At 70.2% G+C, this 19040-nt stretch carries 13 protein-coding genes; 7 read left to right on the forward strand and 6 right to left on the reverse strand.

What is annotated here, in order from left to right; all coding sequences use genetic code 11:
• Positions 1–4 precede the first annotated feature (4 nt).
• From dnaJ to dnaK, 3 genes are read right to left on the reverse strand one after another with little or no spacing between them, the layout of a single operon-like run.
• Positions 5–1171: a molecular chaperone DnaJ gene (dnaJ, locus tag HUT19_RS19045; RefSeq protein ID WP_176181640.1), complete on the reverse strand. Its 1167-nt coding sequence runs from the start codon at positions 1169–1171 to the stop codon at positions 5–7.
• A 54-nt stretch (positions 1172–1225) separates the two neighbouring features.
• Positions 1226–1882, reverse strand: coding sequence for a nucleotide exchange factor GrpE (gene grpE / locus HUT19_RS19050; protein WP_176181641.1), 657 nt, complete (start codon positions 1880–1882; stop codon positions 1226–1228).
• The gene (dnaK, locus tag HUT19_RS19055; RefSeq protein WP_176181642.1) at positions 1879–3750 is read right to left on the reverse strand and encodes a molecular chaperone DnaK; all 1872 of its coding nucleotides are present in this window, start codon (positions 3748–3750) and stop codon (positions 1879–1881) included. The genes grpE and dnaK overlap by 4 nt, the downstream gene beginning before the upstream one ends.
• 305 nt (positions 3751–4055) lie before the next feature.
• On the opposite strand from dnaK, the gene HUT19_RS19060 reads away from it, so the two are divergent.
• Positions 4056–6320, forward strand: a complete 2265-nt coding sequence (locus HUT19_RS19060) for a (Fe-S)-binding protein (RefSeq protein WP_176181643.1) — start codon at positions 4056–4058, stop codon at positions 6318–6320.
• Between the two features lie 161 nt (positions 6321–6481).
• Here the strand turns inward: HUT19_RS19060 and HUT19_RS43075 are convergent, their stop codons facing one another.
• Positions 6482–9700, reverse strand: coding sequence for a SpoIIE family protein phosphatase/ATP-binding protein (locus HUT19_RS43075; RefSeq protein ID WP_254885648.1), 3219 nt, complete (start codon positions 9698–9700; stop codon positions 6482–6484).
• Positions 9701–10612: 912 nt separating this feature from the next.
• On the opposite strand from HUT19_RS43075, the gene HUT19_RS19075 reads away from it, so the two are divergent.
• From HUT19_RS19075 to HUT19_RS43990, 6 genes are all read left to right on the forward strand, one after another.
• Positions 10613–12127, forward strand: coding sequence for an FG-GAP repeat protein (locus tag HUT19_RS19075; RefSeq protein ID WP_176181644.1), 1515 nt, complete (start codon positions 10613–10615; stop codon positions 12125–12127).
• Positions 12128–12656: 529 nt separating this feature from the next.
• A complete protein-coding gene (locus HUT19_RS19080) occupies positions 12657–14165 on the forward strand; it encodes an FG-GAP repeat protein (protein WP_176181645.1) in 1509 nt (502 codons plus the stop codon).
• A gap of 156 nt (positions 14166–14321) precedes the next feature.
• Positions 14322–15287 carry a Yip1 family protein gene (locus tag HUT19_RS19085; protein WP_176181646.1) on the forward strand — a complete coding sequence of 322 codons (966 nt, stop codon included), beginning with the start codon at positions 14322–14324 and terminating at the stop codon, positions 15285–15287.
• A 236-nt stretch (positions 15288–15523) separates the two neighbouring features.
• Positions 15524–16249, forward strand: coding sequence for a recombinase family protein (locus HUT19_RS43080; protein ID WP_254885649.1), 726 nt, complete (start codon positions 15524–15526; stop codon positions 16247–16249).
• A gap of 51 nt (positions 16250–16300) precedes the next feature.
• Entirely contained in the window at positions 16301–16894 is a 594-nt protein-coding gene (locus HUT19_RS43085) for a zinc ribbon domain-containing protein (protein ID WP_254885650.1), read from the forward strand.
• A 534-nt stretch (positions 16895–17428) separates the two neighbouring features.
• Positions 17429–17551 (forward strand): hypothetical protein, encoded by a 123-nt coding sequence (locus tag HUT19_RS43990; protein ID WP_303331915.1) that lies wholly within the window; start codon positions 17429–17431, stop codon positions 17549–17551.
• 314 nt (positions 17552–17865) lie between these two features.
• Here HUT19_RS43990 and HUT19_RS19095 read toward each other — a convergent pair whose 3' ends face one another.
• Both HUT19_RS19095 and dcd read right to left on the reverse strand, forming a co-directional pair.
• A complete protein-coding gene (locus tag HUT19_RS19095) occupies positions 17866–18378 on the reverse strand; it encodes a phosphoribosyltransferase (protein ID WP_176187031.1) in 513 nt (170 codons plus the stop codon).
• Positions 18379–18401: 23 nt separating this feature from the next.
• Complete coding sequence (gene dcd / locus HUT19_RS19100) at positions 18402–18977, reverse strand: dCTP deaminase (protein WP_176181647.1); 576 nt, start codon at positions 18975–18977, stop codon at positions 18402–18404.
• Positions 18978–19040 lie beyond the last annotated feature (63 nt).

Raw genomic sequence — 19040 nt, forward strand, 5'->3', positions numbered from 1 at the left:
TGCGTCACGCTCCCTTCGCGGCCTTGAACAGCTCCGCCCGCGGATCCTCACCCGCGGTCGCCTCGCGATACGACTCCAGCGCCTCGCGCGCCGAGTCGCTGAGGTCCTTCGGCACCGTGACCTCGACGGTGACCAGCAGATCGCCCCGGGTGCCGTCCTTGCGGACCGCGCCCTTGCCGCGGGCGCGCATCGTCCGGCCGTTGGGCGTGCCGGCCGGCAGCTTCAGGGTGACCGGGGGGCCGCCCAGCGTCGGCACCTTGATCTCACCGCCGAGCGCCGCCTCCGGAAGGGAGACGGGCACCGTGACGGTCAGGTTGTCGCCCTTGCGGCCGAAGACCGGATGCGGGTCCACATGGACGATGACGTAGAGGTCACCGGCCGGACCGCCGGTCTCGCCCGGGGCGCCCTTGCCACGCAGCCGGATCCGCTGGCCGTCGCTGACGCCCGCGGGGATCCGGACCTGCATGGTGCGGGCGGAACGGGCCCGTCCGCTGCCCTTGCAGGTGTCGCACGGGTTCTGCGCGATCAGCCCGCGCCCCCGGCACTCCACACACGGGTCGGTGAGCGAGAAACCGCCCCCGCCACCGCGGCTGACCTGTCCGGTGCCGACGCAGGTCGGGCAGACCCTGGGGGTGCCGTTCCGGTCGCCGGTGCCGGAACACGCCTTGCACGGGGCCTGACTGGACATCCGCAAGGGGACCGTGGCCCCCTCCACCGCCTCGGTGAAGCTCAGCGTCACCTCGGACTCGATGTCCTGACCACGCCTCGGCTGGGTGCGGGAGGTGCCGCCGCGGTTGAAGAGGCCGCCGAAGACGTCCCCCAGTCCACCGCCGAAACCGCCCGCGCCACCGCCGCCGCCGAAGAGGTCGCCCAGGTCGAAGTTGAAACTGCCGGTGCCGCCCGGGCCGCCGGGACCGGGGCGGAAGCCGCCGTTCCCGAACAGCGAGCGGGCCTCGTCGTACTCCTTGCGCCGCTTGGGGTCGCCGAGGATGTCATTGGCCTCGGAGATCTCCTTGAAGCGCTCCTCCGCCTTGGCGTCGCCCTTGTTGGCGTCCGGATGGAACTCGCGCGCGAGCTTCCGGTACGCCTTCTTGATCTCCGCCTCGGTCGCGTCCTTGGGGACGCCGAGAACCTTGTAGTAGTCCTTCTCGACGAAGTCCTTGGTGCTCATCCCCGACGTCCCTCCTCTCTCATCGGTCCCGCCGTATCCGCCGTCACCGTCGCGTCAGCCCTCGTCCGGGCCACCGCTCTCCTCGTCCGCGGCCGGTCCCTCGCCCTCGCCGCCCTTGGTGGGGGTGGCGCCCGGCTGGGGCTCGGCGACCGCGACCCGCGCCGGTCGGATCGTACGTTCGCCGATTCGATACCCCGGCTGCAGAATCTGCACGCACGTCGTCTCGGTGACATCCGGCGCGTACGAGTGCATCAGGGCCTCGTGCACCAGCGGGTCGAAGGGCTCGCCCTCCTTGCCGAACTGCTGGAGGCCCAGCTTCGCCGCCACCGTCTCCAGCGATTCACCGACGGACTTGAAGCCGCCGACGAGCTCACCGTGCTCACGGGCACGGCCGATGTCGTCGAGCACGGGCAGCAGCTCGGACAGCAGGTTCGCCACGGCGACCTCCTTGACCGAGACCCGGTCCCGCTCGACCCGGCGCCGGTAGTTCTGGTACTCGGCCTGGAGTCGCTGGAGGTCGGCCGTCCGCTCGTTGAGGGCGGTACGGACCTGGTCCAGCTGCGCCTGAATGGCCACCTGCTCGAGGTCCCCTGCCGGGGCCGGACCCGCCTTGTCGGCGGACCCGGCGCCCTTCGCCGCGTCGTCAGGGGTCTGCGCGGCTTCGGAGGGGACGTCGGGCTGCTCCTCGAAGCCCGGGGTCTCCTCCGTCACGCGGCACCACCCTGACCCTTGTCGGCCTTCTCGTCGTCGACGATCTCGGCGTCCACCACGTCGTCCTCGGCCTTGGCCTGGCCCGCGGCACCCGGCTCACCGGCGTCGGCACCGGCCGCGCCGGCACCCTCGCCCTGGGCGCCCGCGTACATGGCCTGGCCCAGCTTCTGGCTGACCGCGGCGACCTTCTCGGTGGCGGTGCGGATCTCGGCCGTGTCGTCGCCCTTGAGCTTCTCCTTGAGCTCGGTGAGCGCCTCCTCGACCTCGGTCTTGACGTCGCCGGGGACCTTGTCCTCGTTGTCCTTCAGGAACTTGTCCGTCTGGTAGACGAGCTGCTCGGCCTGGTTGCGGGTCTCGGCGGCCTCGCGGCGCTTGTGGTCCTCCTCCGCGTACTGCTCGGCCTCGCGCATCATGCGGTCGATGTCGTCCTTCGGCAGCGCGGAGCCACCGGTGACGGTCATCTTCTGTTCCTTGCCGGTGCCCAGGTCCTTCGCGGCGACGTGCATGATGCCGTTGGCGTCGATGTCGAAGGTGACCTCGATCTGCGGGACCCCGCGCGGGGCCGGCGGCAGACCGGTCAGCTCGAACATCCCGAGCTTCTTGTTGTACGCGGCGATCTCGCGCTCGCCCTGGTAGACCTGGATCTGCACGGACGGCTGGTTGTCCTCGGCCGTGGTGAAGATCTCCGAGCGCTTGGTCGGGATCGTGGTGTTGCGCTCGATCAGCTTGGTCATGATGCCGCCCTTGGTCTCGATGCCGAGGGACAGCGGGGTGACGTCCAGCAGCAGGACGTCCTTGACCTCACCCTTGAGCACACCGGCCTGGAGGGACGCGCCGATGGCGACGACCTCGTCCGGGTTCACACCCTTGTTGGCCTCCTTGCCGCCGGTCAGCTCCTTGACGAGCTCGGCGACGGCGGGCATGCGGGTGGAGCCGCCGACCAGGACCACGTGGTCGATCTCGGACAGCGAGATGCCCGCGTCCTTGATGACGTTGTGGAACGGGGTCTTGCAGCGCTCCAGCAGGTCGGAGGTGAGCTGCTGGAACTGGGCGCGGGTGAGCTTCTCGTCCAGGTGCAGCGGGCCCTCGGCGGAAGCCGTGATGTAGGGCAGGTTGATGGTGGTCTCGGACGAGCTGGACAGCTCGATCTTCGCCTTCTCGGCGGCCTCGCGGAGCCGCTGGAGCGCCATCTTGTCCTTGGACAGGTCCACGGCGTGGCCGTTGTTGAACTGCTTGACCAGGTAGTCGACGACGCGCTGGTCCCAGTCGTCACCACCGAGGTGGTTGTCGCCGTTGGTGGCCTTGACCTCCACCACGCCGTCACCGATCTCCAGCAGCGAGACGTCGAAGGTGCCGCCGCCGAGGTCGAAGACCAGGATGGTCTGGTCGTCCTTCTCCAGGCCGTAGGCGAGCGCGGCGGCGGTAGGCTCGTTGACGATACGCAGGACGTTGAGCCCCGCGATCTCACCGGCTTCCTTGGTCGCCTGACGCTCGGCGTCGTTGAAGTACGCCGGGACGGTGATGACCGCGTCCGTGACCTTCTCGCCCAGGTACGACTCCGCATCCCGCTTGAGCTTCTGCAGGATGAAGGCGCTCATCTGCTGCGGGTTGAAGTCCTTGCCATCAAGGTTGATCTTCCAGTCGGTGCCCATGTGGCGCTTGACCGAGCGAACGGTCCGGTCCACGTTGGTCACGGCCTGGCGCTTGGCCACCTCACCGACCAGCACCTCGCCGTTCTTCGCGAACGCGACGACGGACGGCGTGGTCCTGGCGCCCTCGGCGTTGGTGATGACGGTGGGCTCACCGCCTTCGAGAACACTGACGACGGAGTTCGTCGTACCCAGGTCGATGCCGACCGCACGAGCCATTTCGCAATCCTCCAGCTACCGCTTCGAGTACAGCATTGAGTGCAACAGACTCAAGCGTGCATGATCGACCGCACCCTGTCAACAGACCTGAGTCGGCACGACTCAACTTTTATATGACCCTTATGACCAAGGGGGCGACCCCACGCGAACACGCCCCCGAACAAGGCGAGGAGAGGGGACCCTGAGCGACACAGATCACCGGCCGGTCGGCTACATGGGGGAGCTCCCCGGCGGGTAATGTCGGTCAAGACGAATTAAGTTACTGCTTAGTAATCATCGCTCTCGCAGGTTCGAGGAGCCCCACCATGCAACTCGCCGCGATCATCGTGTCGCTGGTCCTCATTGCGGTCGGCGTTGCCCTGCTAGGCCGCGCCGTCGTGCAGTTCGTACGCTTCTTCATGCTCGGCGCGCCGGTCCCGGCAGGTCTGCGGACCGACAACCCCTGGCAGCGCACCGTCACGCTGGTCCGGGAGTTCGTCGGGCATACCCGGATGAACAAGTGGGGCATCGTCGGCGTCGCCCACTGGTTCGTCGCGGTCGGCTTCCTCACCCTGCTCCTCACCATCGCCAACGCCTTCGGCCAGCTCTTCCAGGCCGACTGGATGCTTCCGCTCATCGGCGACTGGCTGCCATGGGAGCTGCTGGTCGAGGTGATGGGGACGGGGACCGCCCTGGGCATCCTCGTCCTCATCGTGATCCGCCAGCTGAACCTGCCGTCCCGGGCGGGCCGCAAGTCCCGTTTCGCGGGCTCGACCGCCTGGCAGGCGTACTTCGTCGAGTACGTCATCCTCATCGTCGGTGTCTGCATCATGACGCTGCGCGGCCTCGAGGGCGCCCTGCACCACGTCGAGGGCTACGAGGCGTCGTACCTGTTCTCGTACCCGCTGGTCGTGGCCTTCAAGGGGCTGAGCCTGACCACGCTGCAGAACCTCACCTACTTCGTCGCGATGGTCAAGATCGCCACGTCGTTCATCTGGATGATCACTGTCTCGCTGAACATCGACATGAGCATCGCCTGGCACCGCTTCCTCGCCTTCCCCAACATCTGGTTCAAGCGGAAGGCGGACGGCGAGGTCGCCCTCGGCGCGCTGCTGCCGATGACCAGCGAGGGCAAGCCGATCGACTTCGAGGACCCGGGCGAGGACGACCAGTTCGGCGTCTCCCAGATCGAGCACTTCTCCTGGAAGGGCATCCTCGACTTCTCCACCTGCACCGAGTGCGGCCGCTGCCAGTCGCAGTGCCCGGCCTGGAACACCGGGAAGCCGCTCTCCCCCAAGCTGCTGATCATGGCGCTGCGGGACCACTCGCACGCCAAGGCCCCGTATCTGCTCGCGGGCGGCGGCAAGACCATGGAGGGCGAGGAGAAGGCCACCGAGGAGCAGCTGAAGGACGTACCCGCGGCCGCCCTCGCGGAGGCCGAGCGCCCGCTGATCGGGACGCTGGAGGAGAACGGCGTCATCGACCCCGATGTGCTGTGGTCCTGCACCACCTGCGGTGCCTGCGTCGAGCAGTGCCCGGTGGACATCGAGCACGTCGACCACATCGTGGACATGCGCCGCTACCAGGTGATGATCGAGTCCAGCTTCCCCAGCGAGGCGGGCACGATGCTCAAGAACCTGGAGAAGAAGGGCAACCCCTGGGGTCTGGCCAAGAAGCAGCGCCTGGCGTGGACCAAGGAAGTCGACTTCGAGGTGCCGGTGGTCGGCACGGACGTGGAGGACCTCACCGAGGTCGAGTACCTCTACTGGGTCGGCTGCGCCGGTGCCCTGGAGGACCGGGCCAAGAAGACCACCAAGGCCTTCGCGGAGCTGCTGCACATCGCGGGGGTCAAGTTCGCGATCATGGGCGGCGACGAGGCGTGCACCGGTGACTCGGCCCGCCGCCTCGGCAACGAGTTCCTCTTCCAGCAGCTCGGCCAGCAGAACGTCGAGATGCTGAACATGGCCTTCGGCGAGGATGCCGACGAAGGCGTCGTCGTCGAGAAGTCCAAGAAGAAGATCGTGGCGACCTGCCCGCACTGCTTCAACACCATCGCGAACGAATACCCGCAGCTGGGCGGCGAGTTCGAGGTCATCCACCACACCCAGCTGCTCCAGCACCTCATCGACGAGGGCAAGCTGACCCCGGTCACCCCGGTCGAGGGTCTGATCACCTACCACGACCCCTGCTACCTGGGCCGCCACAACAAGGTCTACACCCCGCCGCGCGAGATCATCGCCAAGGTGCCGGGGCTCCGCAACGAGGAGATGCACCGCCACAAGGAGCGCGGCTTCTGCTGTGGCGCGGGCGGCGCCCGGATGTGGATGGAGGAGCGGATCGGCAAGCGCATCAACAACGAACGGGTGGACGAGGCGCTGTCGCTCAACCCCGACATCGTCTCCACCGCCTGCCCGTTCTGCCTGGTGATGCTGACGGACTCGGTCAACGGCAAGAAGAACGAGGGCAAGGCCAACGAGGCGCTCCAGGTCGTGGACGTGGCGCAGCTGCTCCTCGACTCGGTGAAGACGCCCGCCGACCCCGAGGGTGACGGCGAGACGGCCGAGGAGCCGGAGTCCGAGCCGGTCAAGTAGGACCCGGAGCACGGAGCACATGGGTACGGGGTCCGTCCGCGCGATGCGCGGACGGACCCCGTCGCCGTTCGGGCCGTCAGAACCGCTCGTCCGTCAGGACCGCCGGACCGTCAGGACCGCCGGGCCGTCAGGACCGCTCGTCCGTCAGAACCGCCGGGCCGTCAGGACCGCTTGCCGTTCTTCTGCTGGGGCAGCGCCAGCTCGGCCCAGATGACCTTGCCGTCCGTGGTGTACCGGGTGCCCCAGCGGTCCGCGAACTGCGAGACCAGGAACAGCCCGCGGCCGCCCTCGTCCGTCGTCGCCGCGTACCGCAGATGCGGTGAGGTGCTGCTGGTGTCCGAGACCTCGCAGATCAGACTGCGGTCGCACAGCAGCCGCACCCGGATCGGGCCGGTGGCGTAGCGGATCGCGTTGGTGATCAGCTCGCTGAGGATCAGCTCGGTGGTGAACGCGACGTCCCCCAGCTCCCATTCGGCCAGCTTGCGGGCCACCGCCGCCCGCACCTCGGCGACATGCGCCGGATCGGAGGGCACCTCGCAGTTCGCGATCCGGCCCTGCTCCAGCACCCGGGTACGCGCCACGATCAGCGCGATGTCATCGCTCGGGCGGTCGGGCAGCAGCGCGTCCAGCACCGCCGTACAGGACTCCTCCGGGGTCCGGCCGGGATGGGAGAGCGCGTCGCGCAGCAGCTCCAGGCCGATGTCGATGTCCCGGTCACGCTTCTCGATCAACCCGTCCGTGTAGAGCACCAGATGACTGCCCTCGGGCAGCTCCAGCTCGGCGGTCTCGAACGGCAGCCCGCCCAGGCCCAGCGGTGGACCGGCGGGCAGATCGGGGAACTCCACCGAACCGTCCGGGCACACCACGGCGGGCGGTGGATGGCCCGCACGCGCCATCGTGCAGCGCCGCGTCACCGGATCGTAGATCGCGTACAGACAGGTGGCACCGGTGATCACCTCGGTCCCGCCGTCGGTGCCCTCGGCGCCCGCGCCGCGCTCGTCCTGGTCGATCCGGGCGATCAGATCGTCGAGATGGGACAGGATCTCGTCCGGCGGCAGATCCAGCGTGGAGAAGTTGTGCACCGCCGTCCGCAACCGGCCCATCGTCGCCGCCGCATGCAGACCGTGCCCCACCACATCACCCACCACCAGCGCCACCCGCGCCCCCGGCAGCGGAATCACATCGAACCAGTCACCCCCCACCCCCGACTCCGCCGGCAGATAGCGGTACGCCACGTCCAGGGCGTCCTGCTCGGGCAGCACCCGGGGCAGCAGACTGCGCTGGAGCGTGACCGCCATGGTGTGCTCGCGGGTGTAGCGGCGGGCGTTGTCGATGCTGACGGCGGCGCGGGTGACCAGCTCCTCGGCGAGGGAGACATCGTCCTCCTCGAACGGCTCGGGCTTCTCCGAGCGCATGAAGCTGGCCACGCCGAGCACCACGCCCCGGGCCCGCAGCGGAACCGTGATCATCGAGTGGATGCCGAACTCAACGATCCGCCGGGCGTGCTCGGGATCCTGCTCCTGCCACCCCCCGAAGTCGCTCAGCACCGGCTCGACCGTCACCGCGCCGGTGCGGAATCCCCTGGCCTGGGGGGCGCTCGCGCCGAACTGGATCAGCATCCCGACGGGGTAGAGCGGGACGCCGTCACGGATCCCGCTGAGGGCCGAACGGCGCAGCGAGGTGGGTCGGCCGCCGTCGGCCGACGGGGCCGGACCCGCCGCGGGGTCCGCCGGGAAGGGCTGGTGGGGCAGGACCACTCCCTGGATGACTCCGGTGCCCTGGGTGGTGCCCGCGCCGTGGACCGTGCCCGCCTCCGGGGCCGTCCCCGCGCCGTGAGCCGTGCCCTCGCCCGGGACCGTTCCCGGGATCATTCCCGCAGCCGGGACCATTCCGGCACCCGGGATCGTTCCTGCACCCGGGACGGGCAGCCCCAGGGCCATGCCCGTGGCGGTGCTCGTGCCCGTGCTGGTGCCCGTCTCGCCCTCCTGCGGCTCCTCGCCCCGCAGCACCGAGTCCGCCAGGTCCACGGACACATAGTCGGCGAACCGCGCGACCGCGTACTCCGCCAGCTCCTGCGCGGTGCGCACCACGTCCAGGGTGGTGCCGATGGACACACCCGCGTCGTACAGCAGCTTCAGCCGCTCGCGCGCGAGGTCGACCTTGCCGGACAGGGCACGCAACTCGGTGGTGTCCCGCAGGGTCGCGACGCTGCCGGGCGGTCCGCCGTTGCGGTCCGTGGGGCGGTGGCTGACGGACAGCAGCCGCTCACCGGCCGTGTGCACCTCGTCGGTGGCCGGGCGGCCGGAGGTCAGCAGCGCGGCGGTGTGCGGGTCGAAGCCGAGCTCGGCGACCGGGCGCCCCTCGGCGTCCGGTGGCAGGTCGAACAGCCGCCGCGCCTCGTCGTTGGCGAGCACCAGACGGCCGTCGCCGCCCACGATCAGCACGCCTTCCCGCACGGCGTGCAGCACCGCGTCGTGGTGCTCGTACATCCGCGTCATCTCGGCCGGGTCCAGCCCATGGGTCTGGCGCCGCAGCCGCCTGCTGACCAGCGCCGTACCGGCCGTGGCCAGGGCGAGCGCCGCCGCGGCGGCGCCGAAGAGCAGCGGCAGCTGGTGATCGGCCGCGCCGCTGACCTTCTTGATCGTGATTCCGGCCGAGACCAGGCCGACGACCTTCCCGCGCTCGTCGAAGACGGGCACCACGGACCGTACGGAGAGGCCGAGGGTGCCGGTGAAGGTCTCGGTGAGGGTCCGGCCCTCCACCGCGGGCCCGATGCTGCCCATGAAGTGCTTCCCGATCCGGTGCGGATTGGGGTGGGTGTAGCGGATGCCGTCCGGCGACATGGCGACGATGAAGTCGACCCCGGAGCCCTCACGGGCCCGCTCGGCGAGCGGCTGGAGCTCGGCGGTGGGATCGGGACCGCGCATCGCGGCGACGATGCCCGGGGCGCTGGCGAAGCTCTCGGCGACGGCGAGCGAGCGGTTGCGCGCCTCGCGCTCGCTGTCGTAGCGGGACTGGAGAACGAGCGCGACCACGGCGGCGACGACGAGCAGCAGCACGACCCCCACCTGGAGGACGAACACCTGGCCCGCGACCGTGCGCACGGCGCGCACCGGGCCGCGGCGGCGGCGCCGTGGCCCGCCGGGGCCGAGCGGCCCCGCGGGAGCGTGCTGGAGACCGCCCTTCGCCCACCGCTCACCGGGGCCCCGCGTGTCACGCGGAGCCCGGTTCCGGGAATCCCGCTGGTCCGGCTGATCCCGATGCTTCCGGCGCTCGGGCCGCTCTCGCGCCGAGCGCGGGCCCTCACGCCGACCTCGTGGGCGCCAGTCGGTCATCGTGCGGGCCAACGGAACCCGTGATCGACCGAAAAGTCCGGCCATGTCGTTATTTCTAGCACCCTCGTCCCGCGGCGGGCGAGCGGCATCCGCCGCTGCCGACCGGCCACTCGCGTCCGACATCGCGCCTACACCCCGCCCGCGTCCTCCTTCACCGGTTTCGCCGCCTCACCGCTAACCCGTACTCCGTGCGATACGCACATGGCTGCCCCCGCTCGCCCGCTTCGAACATGTACCGATCCTGGCCGTGAAGTATCCCTTCTCACAACAACGTTGCGAATCTCTACAGGATCATGCCCCAACCGCCCATTGGTAAATGTCCTGGACAGACCTTGTGCTCCAAAGGTCATCTTTACTGCCAAGCGGATGGATCCCTGCGTGATCCTCCAGAAAAGACACAAGTACCACGTTCGCGCACCGTAGTTGACGGTTCTACCAGCTCTCGGTCCGGACCCGAGCCGAACCCGACACACGGTCGATCCGCGGCCGATCGACGATCGATCGGGGCCGGGCCGAGACGGGGCGGAGGCGCGGCGGAGGCCGGTCGGCGGGAGGCGGGCGACGGGCCGTGCGGCGGCCATCGGACGCCCGACGGCAGCTCAGCGGGGTGCCGCGCGCCCCGCTCACCGCCGATGGCCACCCCCGCGCCGAGGACGGGCGAGGGCGCACGCCGACGGCCGGTCCGCCGCGCCGGACCGGCCGCACCCCGCCCCGCCCCGGCCGCGCCCGGCGCGTTCACCTTCACGACACCCGCACACCACCCCCACACCCCCGGGGCACAACCATCCGTACCCCTGATGAGTCACATCGGGCGCCGGAGCGCCTGTCCCGGCGCCCACACCCTTTTCACCTGTCATATATCTGCCAATTCCCTCCTCGGCCCGCCGCCCCATCAGCCCCTCACCCCTCACCCCTCACTCCTCGCCCCTAGCCCTCCGCCGACCTCCGGGAGTTCCTGTGCGCATACGGAACGCCGCCATCGCCACGGCTGCCACGGCCCTGGTGGCCGGGACCATCGGCGTTCCGGTGGTCCACGCGGCCCTGACCGACCACAACCGGCCCACGGCGAGCCCGTCCCTTCAGCGGCCCACCAGCGCCACCCTGCGGGACGACTTCAACGGCGACGGCTACGCCGACCTCGTCACCGCCACCCCCAAGGCCCCCGTCGGAGGCGAGGCGAACGCGGGCCAGGTCGTGGTGGTCTACGGCTCGGCCAACGGCGTCTCCCCCTCCCGCTCCACCACGATCACCCAGGGCGCGGGCCACGTCCCCGGCACCGCCGAGGCCGGCGACGCCTTCGGCACCAAGGTCACCAGCGGCGATCTGGACGGCGACGGCTACGACGACCTCGTGGTCACCGCGGAGGGCGAGAAGGCGGACGACGGCAGCGGCCGCACCGGCTCGGTCACGGTGGTCTGGGGCGGCCCGCGCGGCCTCACGGGCGGCGGCACCGCCGTCCCCACCCAGGGATCGCCCAACGAGCGCCCCTTCGGCCTGGACGCCGCCGTGGCGGACCTCGACGGCGACGAGGGCCAGAACCTCGTCGTGCTCGGCGGCGACGGCATGTGGACCTACGCCGACGGCTTCACCCGCACCCGCCCCTCCGCCGCCTCGCTCGTCACCGACGGCTTCACGGAGGATCCCGCTGGCCTGGCCACCGGCGACTTCACCGGCTCGGGCAGCAGCGGCATCGTCGTCTACGGCGTACAGGACGCGGACGAGTCCAGCGGCGCCTGGGCCGCCGTCTACACCGGCGGTCCGGGCGGGCTCGCCTATCAGCGGCAGCTCACCGACGGCGTCTCGGCCGTCCCGCAGACGGCCGGGGTCGGCGACCTCGACAAGGACGGTTTCGACGACCTGGTCACCGGTTCGGGCAGCACCTGCTGCGAGGACTCCGTCGACGACCCGAGCGCCTCCGCCGGCCTGATCACCGTCTACTACGGCCACGAGAACGGCCTGGGCACCGGCCGCCGCCGCGAGCTCTTCCACCAGGACACCCCCGGGGTGCCCGGGCTGAACGAGTGGGTGGATCACTTCGGTACCTCCGTCTCCGTCGGCGACGCGACCGGCGACGGCTACGCGGACGTGGCCGTCGGCGTACCCGGCGAAGCGGTCGGCGGCCGGACCGCGACCGGCTCCGTGGTCCTCCTCAAGGGCAGCGCGAACGGTCTGACCGGCACCGGCGCCCAGGCCCTCCACCAGGACACGGCGGGCGTCCCGGGCGTCGGCGAGAAGCAGGACCACTTCGGCTCCACCGTCCTCCTCACCGACGTCGACGGCGACGGCCGCACGGACCTGACCGCCGCCGCCAACGGCGAGGACGTCACCGCGGGCGCCACGGCGGACGGCGCGGCCTGGGTCCTCCGCGGCTCGGCCTCGGGGGCGACGACAACGGGCGCGACGTCCTTCAGCGCCCCGAAGTTCGGCTTCACCTACCGCGACAAAGAGTTCGCGTCGGTCCTGAACCACTGAGGGAGGCGAGGCGAGCCGCCCCGCCGCCCAGTGGGGGCGCGCACGGTACGGGGGGCGGCCGCCGCGTGCCCGCCCCGGCAGGTCCTTGCCGTCCCGGTATCGCACCGCCGCTCCCGCACAGCTGACGCACGACGCGTCACACGCCGCGGCGGCGTACGTACCCGCCAGGCGGCGGCCACGCACACGGTTCCTGTACGGCCATGGCCCGCAGCGCCGCTGGCGGGCCGCCGGGGGCGCCCGGTCCCCACCCCGGCAGCGGCCGTCGTCCCCGCGATACCGCCGCCGCCCGTACGGCCGACGCACCACGGGCCGCCCGCAGCGGCCGCAGCGTAGGCGGGCGCGCCCACCACGGCCCGTACGCCCCCGCACCACGCACCCCACGGCCCCGCCCCAGGCACCCACCCGGGCCACCGGCACCCACCCGGGCCACCCCGTATGGCCCCCGAATGGCCCACGCCCCGCTATCACCCTCGTAACAAAGTGACCCATCCCATGGCACAGGCCACCCCCTATGGGTTGAGGTGGGCCGATGACGCCTGCGCATCCCCCCACCGCACCACCGCCCGGCCGCGTCCCGGGTTCCCCGTACCGCACCACCGCCGGGGCCGCCTGCGCGGCCGCGCTCGCGCTGCTGCTGACCGCTTGCGGGCTCGGCGGCGACGACAAGGGTTCACCGGACCACTCCTCCGACGCCGCCTCCGAGGCCGTGATCACCCCCACCGCGTCCGCCCCCGTCCCCCACGGCAAGGGCAGCCGGCTGCCGGACGACCTCAACGGCGACGGCTACCCGGACCTCCAACTCCCCGTCCCCTCCCGCAAGGAGGGCCTGCCGACCCGCGCCGGCTTCGTCTACAGCTCCGCCAAGGGCCTGAACCCCGCCACCCGCACCGTCCTCCGGCGCCGGGACCTCGGTCTGCCCGCCGCCGACGTCACCGTCGCGGGCGGCAGCGAGGTGACCACGGCCGACCTCGACGACGACGGCTACGCCGATGTGACAACAACGGCGGGCGAGCGGCTCAGCAAGCGCGAGGCCGAGCGCACCCACACCACCGTCCGTACCGTCCCCTACATCTCCTGGGGCTCGGCGGGCGGTCCGCGGAAGACCCGGGCCGCCGCCCGCGTCCAGCTGACCGGCCCCGACGACAGCGTGGACACCCAGCGCCCGACCGTGGGCGACTTCGACGGCGACGGCCGCCACGACCTGGCGCTGATCCGCGCCGACCGCCGCTCGCTGCTGGTGATGTACGGCCCGTTCACCAGGGCGGGCAAGGCCGCCAGGACCGTCCCGTACGCCAGCCCCCTCCACGAGCACGGCGAGCGCACCGAGATCGGCGATCTCATCGCCGACAAGATCGACGGAGACCGTCCCACCGATCTGGTGGTGCACGCGCTCAACGACGAGGAGCAGTCCGGCTCGACCCTCATGGCCGCGGGCCCGGACGGCCTCCGCGCCACCGGCCGCAAGCTGCGCAAGGGCAACTCCGTGGCCTTCGGCGACTTCGACGGGGACGGCAAGCGCGATGTCGCGGTCGGCGACAGCGGAAGCCGCAACGACGAGCCCGGCTACGAGACGGAGCGGCCGGACATCGGCGAGACGGTCAGCGTCTACCCGCACGCGTCGAGCCGGGCCGGGGGCAGGACCCCGCACCCGATCAAGGTGCCGAAGATGTCCGGCGTGCTGGCGGCCGCCGACACCAACGGCGACCACACCGACGAACTGGCCGTCTCGCTCGGCTCGGGCGGTGTCGAGCTGCTCACCCTCCGCCACGGCTCCTCGGACACCGTCGCCGACCGCCGCACCCTGACCCGTGCCGTCCCGGCGCGGCTGGACGGCGAGAAGGTCCGCAAGGGCGAGCGCGCGGCCCGGCTCTACCGGGTCACCGACTTCGACCACGACGGCAAGGACGAGGTGGTCCTCGCCTGGGGCCGCGGCCTCACCTTCTCGCGGTACGGCGAACACCCCGAGCGCTGGTGGGTCACGGACGGCCGGAAGGACCGGACGGCATTCACGAGCGACCCGTACGCGGACGACGACTGACCACCGCCCGCCCGGCGGCCCAGTGGTAGCGACAACTCCCCTTCCAGCAGGGGGACAGCCCCTCCGGGTCCCCCTAAGGGATGTCACAGGTCGGCCGCAATGCCGGGCCTGTCCCACCGCTCCGGCACCGTGTCCCGTACGACCGGGTACGTTCGAATGGTGGCTGGATTCAGGATCGGACGCGGACGGAACTCCCACTCCGCGCGACAAGGGCAGCAGCAGCGACCGCAGCAGCCGCCGCCGTACGGGCAGCAGGACCCGTACGGCCGGCGGCAGCCGCAGTGGCAGCAGCCCTCTTCACAGGGAGAGCCGGAGTACTTCGGCGGTGACCAGGACCCGTACTACGGCCCCGGTCCCGGCCCCGGACAAGGGCCGGGTCACGACCCCGGAGGCTACGGCCCGGGGCAGGGACCGTACGGCCCCGGACCGGGCCCCGGCTCCGGCCCCGGCGCGTACTCCGACAACAACGCGGGTCATACGCAGGCGTTCAGCATCGGCGAGGCACCCGACGCCTACGACCCGTACGACGACGGATACGCCAACACCTACCGCGCCGGCTCCTCCACCCCGCCGCCCGCGGGCCCCCGTCTGCACTGGAAGCAGCTGCTGACCGGCATCGTGCTCCGCCCGGCGGCCACCTTCTGGCAGATGCGTGACTACACGGTCTGGGGCCCGGCGCTCATCGTGACCTTCGTCTACGGCCTGCTGGCGGTGTTCGGCTTCGGAGCGGCCCGCGACGACGTCCTCAAGGCCCCGATGTCCAACAGCATCCCGTGGGTGCTGTGCACGGCCGTCGCGATGGTGCTCAGCGGTCTCGTGCTGGGCGCGGTCACGCATACGCTCGCCCGGCAGCTGGGCGGCGACGGGACATGGGCGCCCACCATCGGCCTGTCGATGCTGATCATGTCGCTCACGGACGCGCCGCGGCTGCTGTTCGCGCTCTTCCTGGGCGGTGACAGCTCGCTGGTGAAGGTGCTGGGCTGGGCGACCTGGCTGGCGGCGGGCGCGCTCTTCACCTCGATGGTGAGCAAGTCGCACGACCTCCCGTGGCCGAAGGCGCTGGGCGCGTCGGCGATCCAGCTGATCGCGCTGCTGAGCCTGCTGAAGCTGGGCACGCTGTAGCCGGAACGAAAGAGGGGCCCGCATCCGCGGGCCCCACGACGTACGCGCCCGGCTCAGGCGTCGAGGACCTGCCCGGCACGCCGTACGACGGGCGGCTCGACGCTTCAGGGATTCTGAACTGAATGACGGTAGTAACCTGAACTCGCTATGGCGCAAGCGGAGCGTAACGGGGGAGGAACCGAGCGTGGCACGCGAGGTGGCCGTCTACACACGTATTTCCAGGGACGACGAGGGGGATGGCCTCGGGGTCACCCGCCAGCGCGAAGACTGCGAACGACTGGTTGACCTGCGGCTGGGCCATAGCCAGGATCTACGAGGACAACGATGTGTCGGCGTTCAAGCGCAACGTCCGCCGACCGGAGTTCGAGCTGATGCTGTCCGACCTGGCCACCGGGCTGATCGACGGAGTCGTGGCCTACGACCTTGACCGACTGGCCCGCCAGCCCAAGGACCTTGAACGGCTGATCGACCTGTACGACGGCCGCAAGCGACTGATGTTCGCCACCGTCACCAACGATGTGAATCTGTCCACGGCCGACGGGCGCACCATGGCCCGCGTCATGGTGGCGTTCGCCAACAAGTCGTCACACGACGCGTCACGCCGCATCCAGCGCAAGCACCTGCAACTTGCCCAGCAAGGCAAGTCGAACGGTGGCCCCGCCCCGTACGGATGGATGAAGGGTGGGATCAAGGTGGATCCTGAAGCCGCCCGCCACATCCGCGAGGCGCAGAAGCAGCTCCTCTCCGGAGTCCGCATCGGCACCATCCGCACGCGCTGGCAGGCGGAAGGACTCGGCAACCCCAGGCAGGGCACCAAGCGGATGGCCCACCACCACGTGGAGCACATCCTGACCAACCCGAGGCTGTGCGGCTTCCGCGCCTACCACGGCGAGATCCTGCACGACGACGAGGGACAGCCGGTCATCGGCGAGTGGGAGACGATCAACACCGTCGAAGAATGAGAAGCCGTCTGCGCGGCGGTGGCCGAGCGGAAACGGAGTGCCCCCGGGCGCATGCTCGCGCGGAAGTACCTGCTTTCGGGAATCGCTCGCTGCGGTCTCTGCCACACCAAGATTCGTGGCCAGGTCAACAGGAACTGGAAGCCCGGTTCCAAGGCATCGCCGTACAGCTATCAGTGCTCCGTGGTCAACGGAGGTTGCGGCAAGGTCGGACGTGTCGGCAAGCCAGTCGACGATCTCATCATCGATCTCGTCCTGAAGGAGCAGCGCCACGAAGCCGCGTCCAGCGGCGTCCCTGCCGAAGCGCGCTGGCCCAGGCAAGCCGACCTCAAATCCGCCGAAGACGACATCACCGCCCTCACCCGGGCCACCAAGGCCGGGACGCTCAGCGTGTCGTCCTTGCTCCAGCTCTTGCCTGACCTGGAACGTAAGCGCGACGAGCTGAAGTTGGAGCGAGCGCGCTTCTACAAGGAGATCAAGCGGGCCGAGTCCGTACACGCGGACATCGGGAAGGACTTCCACGGTCTCCCCATCGAGCGGCAGCAGGCGATCATCCTGCACAGCCTGACGGCCGTTCTCATCCACCCCGCAGGCCGCGGAGCCCGCAAGTTCGACCCCGATCTGATCGAACCCGTCTGGCGCCAGTAGAACGCCGCGTACGCCCCGGATCATGGTCCGGGGCGTACGTCTGTCAGCGACGATGCAGGATCAGCGCACGTCTCACCCACGCCTGATCACGGGCCGGAGCCCGATCAAGCTGCTTCTTGATCCACCCCTCCCGGCTGATGATCTTCTTCGGCTCCGCCATCAGCCCTCACCCCCTGCCTGCTCCTCGCAAGCGATCTCTCGGTTCCGGGTGAGGTCGTCGGCGATTCCGGCGGCGATGAGGGCCGCGCCGGGGGTGTGGTGTCTACGAGGCGGCTGTCGCCCGGAACCTGGTCGAGGCAGGCACAGCCATCGCCTCCAGCGGTTACGAACGAGATGGCGACTCCGATGAGCTCGTCCCCTTCACGCCCGACGCCGACTCCGCTACCAAGGGACGTGGTGGGTCCGCAACGGCCTGTCCTATGCCCGGCTTGACCCCCGCTCCCGGCTGGTCAAGGAACTCACCCGCAGGCTCCAGCCAGCCCTGGACCAGATGGCCGCAGGCGAGGCGGCGCTCCGCCGGCCCCGGGAGAGCGCGTGAGTACACCACCCGCCTCCCCACCGGCCGCTATCCCGGACCTGGCCACCCTGAGCAGCGAGATCACCCGGCTCGCCGAGACCGGGCTCGTCGGCGCCGCACTCCTCAGCCGCCGCGGCTGACCGCCCTTGCGGATGATGGCCACGCGCTTGTCGGAGGGCTCGATGTGTTCCCGGTACGGCCCGAGGTTTTCGCGCACGGTGCGCAGCAGGGTGGTGCCGGACAGGCGGCGTGTCGCGGGCGTGGTCATGCGCGCGGCGTTCCCTTTCGTCAGATGCGGACGCAGCGCAGTTCAGCGAGAACCTCGGGCGCGGGATGGAGGGGGAGTGGGCCGAGGAGGCCAAGCGCCTGCGCGGCCCCCGGGGCCGCCTCGTCCGCCTGCGATTCCGAGACAGCCGGGCGGGGCATCTCCATGCCTCAGACGCAGTGACCGAGGTCACTCAAGTGCGTCCTTTGAGGGCGTAATGGGGGTGCCAGACTTACGGCATGGAGGCAAAACCGACCAGGGGAAGTTGATCCACTCGTCGGTGCGCTTCCAGACGTACTCGCACTTCACCAGCGACTGCGACTTCTCGTAGATCACCGCGCTGCGCACCTCGGCGACCGTGCCGAGGCAGAAGTCGCGCACCAGCTTCAGCGTCTTGCCGGTGTCCGCGACATCGTCCGCGATCAGCACCTTCTTGTCGGAGAAGTCGATCACGTTGGGGACCGGGGCGAGCATGACCGGCATCTCGAGGGTGGTCCCGACACCGGTGTAGAACTCCACGTTGATCAGGTGGATGTTCTTGCAGTCCAGCGCGTACGCCAGCCCGCCCGCGACGAAGACCCCGCCACGGGCTATGGAGAGCACGACGTCCGGCTCGTAGCCGTCGTCCGCGATGGCCTGCGCCAGCTCGCGGACGGCGACGCCGAACCGCTCGTAGCTCAGGTTCTCCCGCTTCTCACCCACGCTCCCGCTCTCACCCACGCCGGTCACACCTTCGTCCGATGGAAGTTCTGGAACGACCGCGAGGGCGTCGGCCCGCGCTGCCCCTGGTAGCGGGAGCCGTAGCGCGCGGACCCGTAGGGGTGCTCGGCGGGCGAGGTCAGCCGGAACATGCACAGCTGCCCGATCTTCATGCCCGGCCACAACTTGATCGGCAACGTCGCGACGTTCGACAGCTCGAGCGTCACATGCCCGGAGAAGCCCGGGTCGATGAATCCGGCCGTGGAATGCGTCAGCAGCCCCAGCCGCCCCAGGCTCGATTTTCCCTCCAACCGGGAGGCGATGTCATCCGGAAGGCTGATCACCTCGTAGGTCGAGGCCAGCACGAACTCCCCGGGGTGCAGGATGAACGCGTCGTCCCCCTCGGGCTCCACCAGCCGCGTCAGATCGGGCTGCTCCACCGCCGGGTCGATATGGGGGTAGCGGTGGTTCTCGAATACCCGGAAGAACCGGTCCAGCCTGACGTCGATGCTCGACGGCTGAACCATCGTCGGGTCGTAAGGATCGATCCGCACCCGTCCGGCGTCGATCTCGGTCCGGATGTCCTTGTCTGAGAGAAGCACGGAATGAGGATACGCAAACGGAGCGGCCCTCTACGGACAGGCCCTACGCCGGACCAGGGGCGC

The sequence above is a fragment of the Streptomyces sp. NA02950 genome (assembly GCF_013364155.1).
GTDB lineage: Bacteria > Actinomycetota > Actinomycetes > Streptomycetales > Streptomycetaceae > Streptomyces.

Excerpts from the sequence above, each read along its gene's own strand:
- dnaJ (WP_176181640.1), bottom strand. The coding sequence starts at position 1,171 with ATGAGCACCAAGGACTTCGTCGAGAAGGACTACTACAAGGTTCTCGGC.
- dnaK (WP_176181642.1), bottom strand. The coding sequence starts at position 3,750 with ATGGCTCGTGCGGTCGGCATCGACCTGGGTACGACGAACTCCGTCGTC.
- HUT19_RS19060 (WP_176181643.1), top strand. The coding sequence starts at position 4,056 with ATGCAACTCGCCGCGATCATCGTGTCGCTGGTCCTCATTGCGGTCGGC.
- HUT19_RS43075 (WP_254885648.1), bottom strand. The coding sequence starts at position 9,700 with ATGGCCGGACTTTTCGGTCGATCACGGGTTCCGTTGGCCCGCACGATG.
- HUT19_RS19080 (WP_176181645.1), top strand. The coding sequence starts at position 12,657 with ATGACGCCTGCGCATCCCCCCACCGCACCACCGCCCGGCCGCGTCCCG.
- HUT19_RS19085 (WP_176181646.1), top strand. The coding sequence starts at position 14,322 with ATGGTGGCTGGATTCAGGATCGGACGCGGACGGAACTCCCACTCCGCG.
- HUT19_RS43080 (WP_254885649.1), top strand. The coding sequence starts at position 15,524 with ATGGCCTCGGGGTCACCCGCCAGCGCGAAGACTGCGAACGACTGGTTG.
- HUT19_RS43085 (WP_254885650.1), top strand. The coding sequence starts at position 16,301 with ATGCTCGCGCGGAAGTACCTGCTTTCGGGAATCGCTCGCTGCGGTCTC.